The 13,728-nt window shown below is 68.6% G+C and carries 10 protein-coding genes; 2 read left to right on the top strand and 8 right to left on the bottom strand.

The window, feature by feature from the left end:
• Positions 1 to 55: 55 nt before the first annotated feature.
• A complete protein-coding gene (locus NQK81_RS26045; RefSeq protein ID WP_257483597.1) occupies positions 56 to 1,312 on the bottom strand; it encodes an MFS transporter in 1,257 nt (418 codons plus the stop codon).
• On the bottom strand, positions 1,305 to 2,627 hold the full coding sequence (locus tag NQK81_RS26040) for a GH1 family beta-glucosidase (RefSeq protein WP_257483596.1): 1,323 nt from the start codon (positions 2,625 to 2,627) through the stop codon (positions 1,305 to 1,307). Before NQK81_RS26040 ends, NQK81_RS26045 begins: the two co-directional genes overlap by 8 nt.
• Before the next feature lie 126 nt (positions 2,628 to 2,753).
• Between NQK81_RS26040 and NQK81_RS26035 the strand changes: the two genes are divergently transcribed.
• The gene (locus NQK81_RS26035; RefSeq protein ID WP_063276750.1) at positions 2,754 to 3,398 is read left to right on the top strand and encodes a TetR/AcrR family transcriptional regulator; all 645 of its coding nucleotides are present in this window, start codon (positions 2,754 to 2,756) and stop codon (positions 3,396 to 3,398) included.
• Between the two features lie 575 nt (positions 3,399 to 3,973).
• Here the strand turns inward: NQK81_RS26035 and NQK81_RS26030 are convergent.
• Positions 3,974 to 5,158, bottom strand: coding sequence for an amino acid deaminase/aldolase (locus tag NQK81_RS26030; RefSeq protein WP_257483595.1), 1,185 nt, complete (start codon positions 5,156 to 5,158; stop codon positions 3,974 to 3,976).
• Between the two features lie 89 nt (positions 5,159 to 5,247).
• On the opposite strand from NQK81_RS26030, the gene NQK81_RS26025 reads away from it, so the two are divergent.
• A complete protein-coding gene (locus NQK81_RS26025; protein WP_257483594.1) occupies positions 5,248 to 6,552 on the top strand; it encodes a D-arabinono-1,4-lactone oxidase in 1,305 nt (434 codons plus the stop codon).
• Here the strand turns inward: NQK81_RS26025 and NQK81_RS26020 are convergent.
• The 5 genes from NQK81_RS26020 to NQK81_RS26000 all read right to left on the bottom strand — a co-directional run bounded on the left by NQK81_RS26020 (position 6,549) and on the right by NQK81_RS26000 (position 13,650).
• Positions 6,549 to 7,496 carry a ribose-phosphate diphosphokinase gene (locus NQK81_RS26020; RefSeq protein ID WP_126734819.1) on the bottom strand — a complete coding sequence of 316 codons (948 nt, stop codon included), beginning with the start codon at positions 7,494 to 7,496 and terminating at the stop codon, positions 6,549 to 6,551. The two genes, NQK81_RS26025 and NQK81_RS26020, sit on opposite strands and share 4 nt — an antisense overlap.
• Positions 7,497 to 7,546: 50 nt before the next feature.
• A complete protein-coding gene (locus tag NQK81_RS26015; protein WP_257483593.1) occupies positions 7,547 to 8,197 on the bottom strand; it encodes an NAD(P)H-binding protein in 651 nt (216 codons plus the stop codon).
• Positions 8,198 to 8,216: 19 nt separating this feature from the next.
• Entirely contained in the window at positions 8,217 to 8,867 is a 651-nt protein-coding gene (locus tag NQK81_RS26010; protein ID WP_125679243.1) for a hypothetical protein, read from the bottom strand.
• Positions 8,868 to 9,184: 317 nt separating this feature from the next.
• Positions 9,185 to 11,452, bottom strand: a complete 2,268-nt coding sequence (locus NQK81_RS26005) for a serine/threonine-protein kinase (RefSeq protein ID WP_257483592.1) — start codon at positions 11,450 to 11,452, stop codon at positions 9,185 to 9,187.
• Positions 11,443 to 13,650 (bottom strand): serine/threonine-protein kinase, encoded by a 2,208-nt coding sequence (locus NQK81_RS26000; protein WP_257483591.1) that lies wholly within the window; start codon positions 13,648 to 13,650, stop codon positions 11,443 to 11,445. Before NQK81_RS26000 ends, NQK81_RS26005 begins: the two co-directional genes overlap by 10 nt.
• Positions 13,651 to 13,728 lie beyond the last annotated feature (78 nt).

Below are 13,728 nucleotides of genomic sequence, written 5' to 3'. Positions count from 1 at the left end.
CGGTGCCGTTGCACTCCCCTCCCCCGACCGGCACCGGTCCGCGGTCTCCAACGTTCTAGCGGACACCCTTCACCCGCGTGACCAGCACCGCGGCGATGACGGTGGACAGCGCCGAAGCCGCGAAGAGGCTCGGATATCCGCCAAGGTAGGCCAAAATCGGCGCGGTCAGCATCGGCGCCACCACCTGCGGCAGCGAGTTCGCGATGTTGATGACCCCGAGGTCCTTCGCCCGGTCCTGCGCGGCGGGCAGCACCTGGGTGAGCATCGCCAGCGCGACGGCCATGTACGCGCCGAAACCGACACCCAGCAACGGCGACGCCGCGAGCGCGGCCGTCCAGTTCTGCCAGACGACGAGCAGCGACGCCGCGATCGCCATCACCGCGGCCGCCGCGAGGACGTACGGCTTGCGGCGTCCCGATTTGTCGGAGAAATGCCCGGCGACGAGCGCGCCGACGACGAGCGCGGCGCCGTACAGCCCCATCATGATCAGCAGGCCGGTGTCCGGATCTTCGTGGTGCACCGCGTCCTTCAGGAAGAACAGCAGATAGAGCGTCCCGAAGGCGTTGCCGAGCCCGATCATGAAGTGACAGCCCCACGCCCAGGCGAAGTCCGGATGCCTGCGCGGGGAGATCCACAGATTCGCGAGCACGTCCCGGGCCCGGGCGGACGGCCGGTACGCGACCGGCAGCCGCGCGTCCGGCGTACGCAGGACGAACGCCGCCGCACCCGCCAGCACGATGACCGCGCACGCCGCGTATCCCAGCGGGAGACCGGCGAGGTCGAGCAACACCACGACCACCACCGCACCGAGCACCGTCCCGAGCATCTGGGCGATACCGACCAGCCCGCCGACTTGCGCGCGCTGGGGCACGGGCACGCGATCCGCGATGGCCGAGACCAGCATCGCGAGCATCCCGTTCAGCCCCGCCTGGACCAGGCACCAGCCGAGCACCATGATCGCGACGTTCGGCGCGAACGCGAGGACGAGCAGCCCCACCGCGGCGACCGCCGCCCCGGCCGCCGTCCACGGATGACGGCGGCCGCGGGCCGAGCAGGTGCGGTCCGACAGCAGGCCGACGGTCGGGTTGGCGATGAGGGCGACGACCGCGCCGATCCCGGTGACCAGGCTGAACACGGCCTCCTTGTTGGCGGCGTCCAGTAGTTCGGCCTGTTTCGGCAGGAGGACCTGGATGGGCGCGTAGACCCCGAGCCAGAGCGCGATGTTCGCGAAGAACAGCAGGCTCATCCAGCCCGGGCGGACCCTGGCGACCGGTTCGGCGAGCGCCTCGGGCAGCTCCCGGACCTCACTCATGGCGGATCCGGTCCCGGTACCAGCCGAAGGAATCCTTCGGCGTGCGCTTCAGCGTCTCGTAGTCGATGTGCACCAGGCCGAAGCGCGGCTGGTAGCCCTTCGACCATTCGAAGTTGTCCATCAGCGACCAGACGAAGTACCCGCGGATGTCGACGCCGGCGTCCATCGCCTCGCGCACCGCGACGAGGTGGCTGTCGAGGAAGTCGATGCGCTCCTGGTCGTGGACGTGCCCGTCTTCGTCTACGACGTCGTCGAAACTGCACCCGTTTTCGGTGATGTAGACCGGCGGAAGGTGCTCGCGATAGCGCTCGTGGAAACCGACGAGCAGCTCGCGCAACCCGTGCGGGACGATCGGCGAATCGTTGGTGGTCATGGGATATCCCTCGATCGCGCGTAGCTCGAAGGGAAGCGGATTGCCTTCGCCGGGCGCGGCGACGCCCTGCGGCTCGTAGTAGTTCACCCCGTAGAAGTTGAGTGGCTGCGCGATGGTGGGCAGATCGTCGGCGAAGCCCGCGGGCAGATGCTCGACGACTTGTTCGGGATATCGGCCGAGTAGCACCGGATCCGCGTAGGTGCGATTGATGAGGGCGTCGATCCATTCGCCCGCGGCCTTGTCCTCCGGCGAATCGGAGGCGGGCCAGATCGGGGAATGGTTGTTGGCCGTGCCGACGCTGCGGGCACCGGCGGCGCGGAGGGCCTGAACGGCGAGACCGTGCGCGAGATTCTGGTAATGCGCGGTGGGCAAGGCGTCGAGCAGGAGCGTCTTGCCGGGCGCGTATTCGCCGATCGCGTAGCCGAAGATCGACATGACCATGGGCTCGTTGAGCGGGATCCACATTTTCACCCGATCGGAGAACCGTTCGCCCAGGATGGCGGCGTACTCCGCGAAGCGCTCGGCGGTATCACGGGAAAGCCAGCCGCCCTTGTCTTCGAGCGCCTGCGGGAGGTCCCAGTGGAACAGCGTCCCGGTCGGCGCGATTCCGGCGGCGCAGACTTCGTCGAGCAATTCGTCATAGAAGGCAAGGCCTTCGGCGTTGGGCTTGCCTTCGCCGTCGGGCTGGATCCTGGGCCAGGCGAAGGACATCCGGTAGGCGCCGACGCCGAGTTCGGCCATCAGCGCGATGTCCTCGGAGTAGCGGTGGAAGTGATCGGCCGCTACCTTGGCGTGCTCAGCCCGCGCGATCTTTCCCTCCGTTTCGGTGAAAGTGTCCCAAATGGACTGTCCTCGGCCGCCTTCCCCGGTCGCCCCCTCGATCTGGAAGGCGGAGGTCGAAACACCCCACAGGAATTCGGACGGGAAGGTCGGATTCTCCACCGGCTATGCACCTTTCCTCTTCAGACTCGGCCGAACATGAAAAGTTCTCAGATACTATGCCTTCACTCGACCGGGGGGAACCCTGTCGGCACGATAAAGTCGCAGATCAGCGAAGGAGGAGCCCGAGTGTCCGACATCCAGGCCGCGAAACCGCAAGCGGAGACGACTCCGCTCCGGCGGCAGCCCGTTCAGCAGCGCAGCGCCAAGCGGGTGGAGCAGATGCTCGACGCCAGCGCCCAGCTGATCGACGAACTCGGTTACGACGCGTTGACGACCACGCTGATCGCGAAGCGCGCCGGCGTGGCCGTCGGTTCGCTGTACCAGTTCTTCCCCGACAAGCGGGCCGTGGTGCAGGCGCTGACGCAGCGGAACCTCGAACGGTTCGTCGCCTCGGTGTCGGAGACGCTGAACGAACTCGCGCCCGAACACTGGTGGGACGTCGTGGACTCGATTCTCGACATCTATCTCGCGATGCACCGCGAGGTACCCGGCTTCTCGAAGGTCCACTTCGGTGACGTCGTGGACCGGCAGCTCCTCGACGAGACGCGCGACAACAACGCCGTCATCGTCGACGCGCTCACCGACGTGCTCGCCGCGCGGATCCAGTCGCCGCCGGACGACATCCGGTTCGCGCTGACGATCGCGAACGAGACCGCGGACGCGCTGCTGAAGCTGGCCTTCCGGCGGGACCCGCGAGGGGACGAGCGGATCGTGGCGGAGGCGAAGTCCGTGGTGAAGGGGTATCTGGCAAGCAAGTTCGGCGAGGCCTGAGGGTTTTTTCGCTCGCCCGTGGGGTCCGCTCAAGTACATGAAGGCCCCCTTCATTGCGACTAGCGCCGTGAAGGGGCCTTCATGTACTTGCGGTGGCGCGCGCATCGCGCTCGCGCTCGGGTGGCGAATCGCGATCGCTCGGCCATGTCAGTCCACTGTGGACAGGAGCGGTGCCGGCCGGATGTCACGAAGGCCCCTTTGAGACGCTCAACGTCCCGGAGGGGGCCTTCGCGTCAGCGGTGGATCCCCTTTGCTCCATTCGTGTCCACCGAGGCCTTGGTCCCCCGTCCCACCAGTCACACATCCCCCAGGAACCACGCCCACAGGCCCTCTGACCTGGCCTTACCCAGTTATCCACACAAGCTGTCCACACCCACCCACAGTTGTGGACAACCTCCCCCTCCGGCTCCCCGACAAGTCGTGAGTGGCAATGAGGGTTCTAACCCTCATTGCCACTCACGACCCCCACCCGGACTCTCGCGATGCCTCAAATCGGGCACCGCCGCCTCGGAAGGAGTCCCTTATGGACAGTCGAGGAGGTGTCAGGGATCTGTGCTGGGTCCGGCTCGCGCGGGTCAGCCGAAGTTTTGGGATTCGCCTCGGTAGGTGGGGACGGTTCGGTCGACGCGGTCGCCGACGACGACGTGGTAGTGCGTGAAGCGTTCGGCGAGTTCGCCCGCCTTCGCGTGGCGCAGCCAGACGCGGTCGCCCAGACGCAGGTGCCGGGCGGCTTCGCCGGAGACGGGGGTTTGGACTTCGCCGGCGCCTTCGAATCCGAGCAGCGAGAGCCCTTCGGGCAGGTAGGGCGTCGGGAGTCGCGAAGACTCGGCGGGGCCCGAAGCGATGTAGCCGCCGGAGAAGAGCGTCGCGACCTTCGGCGCCGGGCGCCGGACGACGGGCAGCGCGAACATCGCGGCCGGGCGCGGCGAGAAGTGCGCGTAGCCGTCGAAGAGGGTCGGCCCGATCAGGCCCGAGCCTGCCGCGATCTCGGTGACCGCCGCTTCGGCGCCGGTCGATTCGACACTGCCGCTGCCGCCCCCGTTCACGAACTCCAGATCCGCCAGGGCCCGCACCGCGCGGACCGCGGCCGCGCGGCGTTTCGCGATTTCCACAATGGACTTCCGCTGCATCCAGCCGATGAGCGAGTTCTTCACGCCGCCGCCCGCCGCGTCGCCGAGCCCGGCGATCTGGCCTTCGTACGCCATCATCCCGACGAGCCGGAAACCCTTGCGGGACAAGATGGTCCGCGCCAGGTCCGCGGCCTGGCGCGGGCTGAACACCGGAGAGCGCCGGGTGCCGACGTGCACCCCGGGCAGCGGCCGCCACGAGGCGTCCAGCTCCAGGCAGACGCGGATTTCCGGATGCCCCTGCCCCAGGGCGGCGTCGACCAGGTCGAGGTGCTCGGGCGAGTCGACCATGATCGAGATCGCCGCCCGCGCCCGGTCGTTCGCCGCCAGCCGGCGCAGCGCGCCGTGGTCGGCGGTCGGGTACGCCACCACGATGTCCTCGGAAGTCCCCTGCTCGACATGCCAGACGGCTTCGGCGAGCGAGTAGCACATGAGGCCTTCGAAACCGGGCCGCGCGAGCACCCGTTCGAGCAGATACCGGCAGCGGACGGACTTGCTGACCACGCGGATCGGCTTGCCGTTCGCCCGCCGCAGCAGGTCGGCGCCGTTCGCGTCGAACGCATCCAAGTCGACAACCGCGAACGGAGGATCCAGGTCCTTCGTCGCCAAGTCGTACACCGTCGCACTGGTCACCCGAACTAAGGTACGACAGAAGGGCTTGAAACGCGAATACTATTCACTTACTGTTTCGGCACTCACAGCCTCTCGGAATAGGTGGGCGCATGACACGGTGGAGCAACTGGGCCGGCACCGCGACGGCATCGCCCCTGCGCGTGCATCGGCCGCGGGACACGGCCGCGATCGCCGAGGCGATCAGCCGGTCCGCCGCGGACGGAAGGCGCCTGCGCCCGCTGGGCAGCGGCCACTCCTTCACGGCGATCGCCGCCGCGAACTCGGACGCCATGGACCTGACCGGCTGGACCGGCATCGCGTCGGCCGAAGTCGCGAAAGGCCTGGTCACGGTCCGTTCGGGCACCACGCTCAAGCAGCTCAACGCCGAACTCGACGCGCTGGGCCTTGCCATGACCAACCTCGGCGACATCGACGCGCAGACCGTCGCGGGCGCGATCTCCACCGGCACCCACGGCACCGGCGCGCGGCTCGGCGGGCTCGCCACCCAGATCGCCGCGCTCGAACTCGTGCTCGCCGACGGCACCGTGGTCACCTGTTCGGCGGACGAACGCCCTGATCTCTTCGCGGCGGCGAGGGTCGGGCTCGGCGCGCTCGGCGTCATCAGCACGGTCACCCTGCAGTGTGAACCTTCGTTCCTGCTCTCCGCCCAGGAGCGGCCGGAACCACTCGAACAGGTCCTCGAAGGCTTCGACCGGTTCGCCGACGAGAACGACCACTTCGAGTTCTACTGGTTCCCCTACGGCAAGAACGCCCTGGTCAAGCGCAACAACCGGCTACCGGCGGGCAGTGAACGCCGTCCGCTGACCAGGCTGAAGGAATTCGTCGACTACGAGATCACCGAGAACGTCGCGTTCGGCGGGCTGTGCCGTCTCGGCCGCGCGGTGCCGAAGCTCGTCCAGCCGCTCGGCCGGTTCGCCTCGAACATCCTCTCCGCCCGCGAGTACAGCGACACGTCGCATCGCGTCTTCGTGACCCATCGCGGCGTGCGGTTCGTCGAGTCGGAATTCGCGATCCCCCGCGAAGCGCTGCACGACGTCTTCGCCGAACTCCGCGCGTTCGTCCCGAAGCTGGAGAACCCGGTCGCGTTCCCGGTCGAGGTGCGCGTCGCCGCCGCGGACGACATCTGGTTTTCGACCGCGAACGGCCGCGACTCCGCCTACATCGCGATCCACCAGTTCGTCGGCATGCCCTACCGCGAGTACTTCGCCGGCTTCGCGTCGATCGCCGGCGAGGTCGGCGGTCGCCCGCACTGGGGAAAGATGCACGACCTCGACGCCGCGACGTTGCGCTCGCGGTACCCGCGCTTCGACGATTTCCTGCGGGTCCGCAAGGAGGTGGACCCGGCCGGGGTCTTCACCAACACCTACCTCGACCGGGTCCTCGGCACCGCTTAAGCCGTTTCGAACAGCGCGCTGACCGACTCGCCGTTGTGGATCCGGCGCATCGCCTCCGCCAGCGCGGGCGCGATCGACAGGACCCGCAGCTTCGGGCTCTGCTCCTCCGGCGGGATCGGCACCGTGTTCGTGCAGACGACCTCCAGCACGTCGGGCTGGCTGCCGATCCGTTCGAGCGCGCCGCTGGAGAAGAGGCCGTGCGTGCAGGCGACGCGGATCGACCGCGGTTTCAGCTCGCGCAGCTTGGTGAGCAGCTCGATCACCGTGCTGCCCTTCGCGATCTCGTCGTCGAGGACGATCACGTCGCGGCCGGTGACCTCACCGATCACCGAGCTGATCTCGACCCTGTCGTCGGCGAAGCGCTGCTTCGCGCCGGCGGCGACCTGAACGCCGAGCAGCCGGGCGAAATGCGCGGCCTCCTTGGCGTTGCCGAGGTCCGGCGAAACGACGGTGGTCGCGGAGAGGTCGTACTGACGGAAGTGCTTCGCCAGCTCCTGCAACGCGTGCAGGTGATCGACGGGCACGCTGAAGAAGCCGTGCACCTGCGGCGAATGCAGCGTCATCGCGAGCACCCGGTCGGCGCCGGCGGTCGCCATCAGGTCGGCGACGAGACGGCCGCCGATCGAGATCCGCGGCGCGTCCTTCTTGTCCGAGCGGGCGTACGAGTAGTGCGGCATGACGACGGTGATCCGCTTGGCCGACGCGCCCCGCGCGGCGTCCAGCATCAGCAGCAGCTCGACGAGGTGTTCCTGCACCGGCCGCACCAGCGGCTGGATCAGGAAGACGTCCCGCTCGCGGCAGTTGGCTTCGAGCTGGACTTCGAGGCAGTCGTTGGCGAACCGCTGCACCTTCACGGGATGCAGGGGAACACCGAGATTGGCGCAGATCTCTTCGGCCAGCTCGGGATGTGCGCTGCCGCTGAAGACCGCGATGTCCTCGCGCAAGGACCTACTCCGTTCATTCAAAAGACGGATTACGTCCACACACTACGGTTTCACAGAGCGGAAAAGGCCTGAGAGATAGCAGTATCACCCGAGATCGCTTCGAGGACGCGGCCCGCCGTCGACGGGGTGTCGAGCAGCGCGACGAGGATCGCGGCGACGTCCTGCCGGGGAATGGGCCCGCGGCCGGTGGATTCGGCGATCCGGATCTTCCCGGTGCCCTCGTCGTTGGTGAGCTGCCCCGGCCGGAGGATCGTCCAGTCGAGATCGCGGGCGCGCAGATCGTCTTCGGCCGCCTTCTTGGCCTTGAGATAGATCCGGAAATCGTCCGGGACGTCCGCGGTCTCCCATTTGTCCGCGCCCATGGAGCCGACCTGGATGTGCCGCCGCACACCCGCGCGCTCGGAGGCCGCCGCGAAGAGTTCCGCGGCGGCTCTGTCCACAGTGTCCTTGCGAGCGGTGCCGCTGCCTGGCCCGGCGCCCGCCGCGAAGACGGCGGCGTCGGCACCGTCGAGCACCTTGGCGACGGCGTCCACATCGGACTGTTCCAGGTCGAGCACGACGGCTTCGGCACCGGCCGCTTCGAGATCGGCGACGTGATCGGGGTTGCGCACGATCCCGACCGCCTGATCACCGCGTGCGGAGAGGAGCTTCTCCAGTTTCAGCGCGATCTGTCCGTGTCCACCCGCAATGACTACTCGCATGGACCCGACGGTAGCGCGTTCAGTCCACTTCGGCAGGGAGCTCGGTTTCGCGCAGCAGCTGGTCGTAGACGATCTCGTTGACCAGGCGCGAGACCGGGTCCTCGTCGAGGATCATGCGGTCGCCGTGGCCTTCGAGGTCGAGGTCGGCGACGGCGTTGGGGTCGGCGGTGACGATGCCGAGCCCGTAGGCGCGGGCACGCGGCAGGCAGTTGCCGACGTAGTCTTCCGTCAGTACGGCAGGCGATGGGAGAACCATCGCGGCCTCGCCGTAACGTGCGAACGGAACCGCGGAGGCCATCGCGGTGCGCCAGTGCCGGGCGACCGCGAGGACGCCGATGATCTCGGCGGCCGGCGCGGGTGCGGTCGCGGCCAGCTCTGGCCATGTCCAGGTGTCGACGGTGGCGCGATCGACGACGGGACCCATGCCCATCGCGATGCGCTCGGCGTGCACGTCGGTACGGAGCCGGGCGACCACGCAGATCTTGCGGCCGAGCACGGTGGTCTCCGGCAACACGATGCCGTTCCAGCCGAGCAGGGCCGCCGCCTTGCGCGAAAGCTCCCCGACGCTCGCGGGCAGTTCGATCGGCGGCACCACCCGGCTCGGCAGTGACCGGCTGCGCTTCGCGCCACCGGCGACCGTCGAGCTCTCCATGTTCGGTGTAGCCGCCACGTTCCGCCTCCTTCGAACCTGGTTTCCCTAGGGCTCTTCATCCCGTGCCACCTCGGTGGAAGCGGCACATGAACTGTCTAACAGGGCGGGGAGGCGACGGCGCCGGACAACGGGAGTGGCTGCGATCGGCGGCGCCTTGTCATCGGTGACCGGTCGGTAGGCGGTCATCGGACTTCAGTCCTACGTGCCGCCAACCGAGTGAGGCGGAGGTAAGTGGTGTCACCCGGCGTCTCCGAACGGTCACGGACGACGAAGCGGAACGTTAGGCCATTCGGCCCAACGAATACTCATTCCACTGTGGACCTTCGCAGGTCAGGTCACGAGATCGTCGCGGTGCGGAGGAGTTCTTCGACGCCCGGCGTCCGCCACTCGTCCATCACCACGATTTGCCTGTCCGCAACGAACCAGATCCGCTGGGTCACCTGTGTCTCGCCGCTTCCGCCCGTCTGTCCACGAGGAACACACTGGATCGTCCACTCCTCGTAGGTCGCCGAAGCCCCGCCGACCGGTGCGGTGGTGGAAACCGTGCGGACGGCGTCACCCTCTTGGCGGAGGTCCTTTCGCCCGGCGGCGTTGCAGGCCCGGCCGCCCGCGCTGCGCCGGTAGAACTCGCCTGGCCGGTACGGCGGCTGCTCGGCGGATTCCTGGGTGTTGTCCGTGAGGAGGACGTACTTGCAGTTGAAGTACTTCTTGGGATCCGGGCAGCCGGGGGCGACGAGTACCTTCTCCAGCCCCTGCGACACCACGGACCAGTCCTGCGGCAGATGCAGGGTGAGCGCGCCCGCCGACACATCGCTACCGCTTGGCGCCGACGGGGCGGACGAAGTCCCCTTCAGTGGCTTTCCGCCGGTCACGCCCTCGACGAGCTCCGGGTTCAGCAGACCGGTCACCTTGTCGTACGGCAGCGTGTAGTCCTGGACTCCGCAGGCGGTGGCGAAGCCGAGAAGGTTGAGGTCGACGGTGACCTCGACGGCCGACGGGGCGAACGCGAGCCACACCTTCGGCTCCTCGGTGAGGTCGGCCGTCTTGAGGGGCTGGTACGGGAAGGTGCTGCTGAGCGCACCGCACTGCTGTTTGTCCGGCCAGAGCAGTTCGGCGAGGGTCCGCAGTCCGTCGTCGGTGAACTTTCCGGGGGCGAACAGCTCGGCGGGCGTGAGCGCCTTGCCCTCCTTCAGGTCGATGGTCACCGCGGCACGACCGTTTCCCCAGGTCGAATGCGGTTTGTTCTCGAGGTCGTGCGTGTAGCGCACCGAGAGGTACCGCTCGTTCTGCGAGCGCACTTCGGCCTTCGTGAGGAGCTTGTACGGGCCGCGTTCCGGCTCCAGCTTGGCGGCGCCCGGGCCGGTCTTGCGGTTCCACTCGTCGATCGGCGCCGCCAGGGCGTCGTTGACGCGCTTCAGCCAGGCTTGGTCGGGCGACCCGGTCACCTCGGGGTGGTCCCCGCTGTAGGGGAGGGTCGTCCCGGGCACCGTCCCGGACCGGGTCTTCATGGCGACCTTGAGCGCGACGGCCTGCTGCGTGGTCGGCGGTGACGGCGGCGGCGTGCTCGCGTCGGAGAAGACGACCACCGAGCCGACCACGGCGGCCGTCGCCGCGACGACACCGATGGCGACCTTCAGGCCGGCCGCGATCCCGCCGGTCGACGCGGCCGCCGCGCCCGTCCCGGCGGCGGCGACCCCGGGCGCGGCCGCCGTACCGGCGCTGAGCAGGACCAACGGCGTCGCCGCGACGAGCACGCCCGCCGCCTTCGCGAGCCGTGACCAGCCTTTGCGTTCCCATTCGTCGCCGTAACCCGCACGGGCGACGCGTTCCAGTTCGCTGACGAACACGAGCGCGTCGACCGGTCGTTTCGTCGGGTCCTTCGCCATCCCCAGCGCGACGATCTCGTGCACCGGCTGGGGGACTTCACCGAACGGGATGGGCGCGTGTTCGTGCAGCGTGCGGAGCACTTCGGTGTCGTCGGCCTGATAGGGCCGGTGCCCGGCGACGCATTGGAAGAACACGCAGGTCGCGGCGTAGACGTCGGTCGCGGGCGTGGCCTGCCCGCCCGACCACTGCTCGGGCGCCATGTACGCCGGTGTGCCGACGGACGGGCCGCGTTCCCCCGCCAGGACGGCGGTGCCGAAGTCGACCAGCTTGCTCTCGCCGGTGTCGGCGACGAGGACGTTGGCCGGTTTGTAGTCCCGGTGGACGACGGCCGCGGAATGCGCCGCGGCCAGCCCGAGCAGCGAACCCTTCAGCACCGCGAGAGCGGCTTCGGGTTCGAGAGCGCCTTCGGCCTGGAGCACCGAACGCAGGGAGACTCCGTTGATCGCCTCCATGACGATCGCCGCGCCCTGCGGCGTCTCGAAGAATTCGTGCAGCTTCACGACGTGCGGGCTCGACACCCGGTGCAGCGCCAGCGCTTCCTGCCGGAACGCGGCGAGATGCGCGGGGTCCGCGGCGAAGCGGGAGAAGAGGTACTTGATCGCGACGACGTGGCCGGTGTTGTCTTGGCGGGCGAGCACCACGCGGCCGAAGGTGCCGGTGCCCAGCTGCTCCAGCTCGGTGAAGCCGGGGAGTCTCCACTCGTCGCTCAGTTCCACTGCGCCTCTTCCAGAATCTTGTCGAGGCCTGGAGTGTTCCATTCGTCGACGATCACGAGCTGCGTTTTCGGCAGGAACCAGACCCGCTGGGTGACCGTACCGCCGCCAGAACACGTGAGCCGCCACTCTTCGTAGGCGGCCCGCTTCGTTCCGACCGGGCGAAGTTCCTTCATCTGGAGGGTAGGCGCCCCCTGGGTCTCACCGGGTGCGCCGATGGAGTGGCAGGGACGCGGGCCGGTCGAGCGGTTGTAGGGCTTGCCAGGTTCATACGGCGGCGTGGCCGGGTCGGTCCGTGAGTTGTCGCTGAAGACGACGCCCGCGCAGCGGAACGGCTGGGTGCACTGGTCGGCGGTCACCAGGTAGCGCTCGATGGGAGCGCCGGAGAGCAGCGACCACTTTTCCGGCGTCGTGAGGGTGAAGGCGCCGACGTCGTGCACTTTGGTGCCTTGTCCCTGCGTGCCGCCGAGCAGGTTCATGACCGCCGGGCTCATGAGGTGGAGGAGGTGACGGTATTCGACGGTGACCTGCGTGGGGTCGCAGACGCGCGGGTAGCCGAGCACGGATCCGTAGACGTAGAACGTCATCCCGTTCGTGGTCGGCGCCGCCTGCAGCACGGTGTCGCCGGTGACGGACCACGGATCCGACATCGCGCCGACCGGCAGGTGCGCCGGTTCGCTCGGGGCGTCGGCGAGGCAGTCACCCGGCTTGGCGGCGTCGAAGAGCATGTCTTCGAGCATGCGCATCCGGTCGGCGGAGCCGTCGACGTTGTCGAAGAGGCGCGCGTTGGGGATCTGTTCGCCCTTCGTCAGATCGATGACGATCGGCCGGATGCTGAAGCCGCCGTGGTTGCCGAACTGGACGGAGTCGATCGAGCGTTTGTAGACGACCGTGAGCAGCTTGTCGTCCTGGCGCAGGATCTCGGCTTCGGACTTCATATGCGGGATGTCGCCGTCGGGTTCCCGCTGGGGCGGGTAGCCGTCGGGCCAGAAGCCCGCGAGCCAGCCGTCGATCGGCGCCATCAGCGCCTTGTTGACCCGCTCTTCGGCCGCCTTGTCCTTCAAACCGCTGATGCGGACGTACTTGCCGTTGTAGTCGAAGCCGTCGAATTTCTCGGTTCGGGTGAGGAGGTCGACCTTCATCGCGGCGACGGTCGTCGTCTGAGGCGGCGCTTCGTCGCTGTCGGCGTTGACCACGACGACCGTGCCGACGGCGGCCGCGGTGACGGCGGCGATCGCGGCGGTCACCTTGAGGCCGACCGCGATCCCGCCGCCCGCTGTCGCCGCCACCCCGCCCGCGACGACCGGTGCCGCGGCCGTGCCGGCGCCGAGCAGGGCCAGCGGGGAAAGGGCGACCAGGACCCCGGCGCCCTTCGCGAGCCAGTGCCAGCCGTTGCGCTCCCAGTCCTCGCCGTACGCCTTCCTGGCGGACGCCTCCAGTTCCGTGACGAATTCGGCCGCGCCCGAGGGCCGCTGGGCGACGTCCTTCGCCATGCCGCGCGCGATGAGGTCGCGGACGGGTTCGGGCACCTCGCCGAACGGGATCGGGGCGTATTCGTGCAGGGTGCGGAGCACTTCGACCTGCTCGGCCTCGTACGGCCGGTGCCCGGCGACGCACTGGAAGAACACGCAGGTCGCGGCGTAGACGTCGGTCGCGGGCGTGGCGACGCCGCCGGCCCACTGCTCGGGCGCCATGTACGCGGGCGTGCCCGCGGCGACCCCGGTCTGCCCGGCGAGCACGGCGATGCCGAAGTCGACGAGTTTGCTCTGCCCCTCGCGGGTGACCAGGACGTTCGCCGGTTTGTAGTCGCGGTGGACGGTGCCCGCGGCGTGCGCGCCGGCGAGTCCGAGCAGCGAGCCCTTGAGGATGGCCAGCGCGGCTTCGGGTTCGAGCTTCTCCTGTCGGCCGAGGATCTCTTTCAGGGAGATTCCGTGAACGGCTTCCATGATGATCGCGGCCCCTTGCGGGGTCTCCACGAACTGGTGCAGCCGGGCGATGTGGGGCCCCGAAACGCGGCTCAGGATCTGCGCCTCATGGCGGAATTCGGCCAGGCGTCGCGGGTCTGCCGCGAACCGCGCGTACAGGTATTTGATGGCCACGACCTGCGCGGATTCGTCGTGCCGGGCCAGCACGACCCGGCCGAACCCACCTTCGCCCAGTGACCCCATCTCGGTGAAACCCGGCAAGGCCCAGTCGTCCACAGAATCCTCCGCGATTCCCGATCGTGTCCCCTTGGAGGTGAGCTGCGCCGCAGCGGTTCCCCGCCTTCCGGGTTTAGG

Source organism: Amycolatopsis roodepoortensis, assembly GCF_024628825.1.
Taxonomy (GTDB): Bacteria; Actinomycetota; Actinomycetes; order Mycobacteriales; family Pseudonocardiaceae; genus Amycolatopsis; species Amycolatopsis roodepoortensis.
The sequence above is the reverse complement of the archived record's forward strand: the minus strand, read 5'-3'. Positions and strand labels throughout refer to the sequence as shown.

Bases quoted from the DNA above. Each gene is read 5' to 3' on its own strand.
- NQK81_RS26045 (WP_257483597.1), bottom strand. From the start codon at position 1,312: ATGAGTGAGGTCCGGGAGCTGCCCGAGGCGCTCGCCGAACCGGTCGCC.
- NQK81_RS26025 (WP_257483594.1), top strand. From the start codon at position 5,248: ATGACACGGTGGAGCAACTGGGCCGGCACCGCGACGGCATCGCCCCTG.
- NQK81_RS26015 (WP_257483593.1), bottom strand. From the start codon at position 8,197: ATGCGAGTAGTCATTGCGGGTGGACACGGACAGATCGCGCTGAAACTG.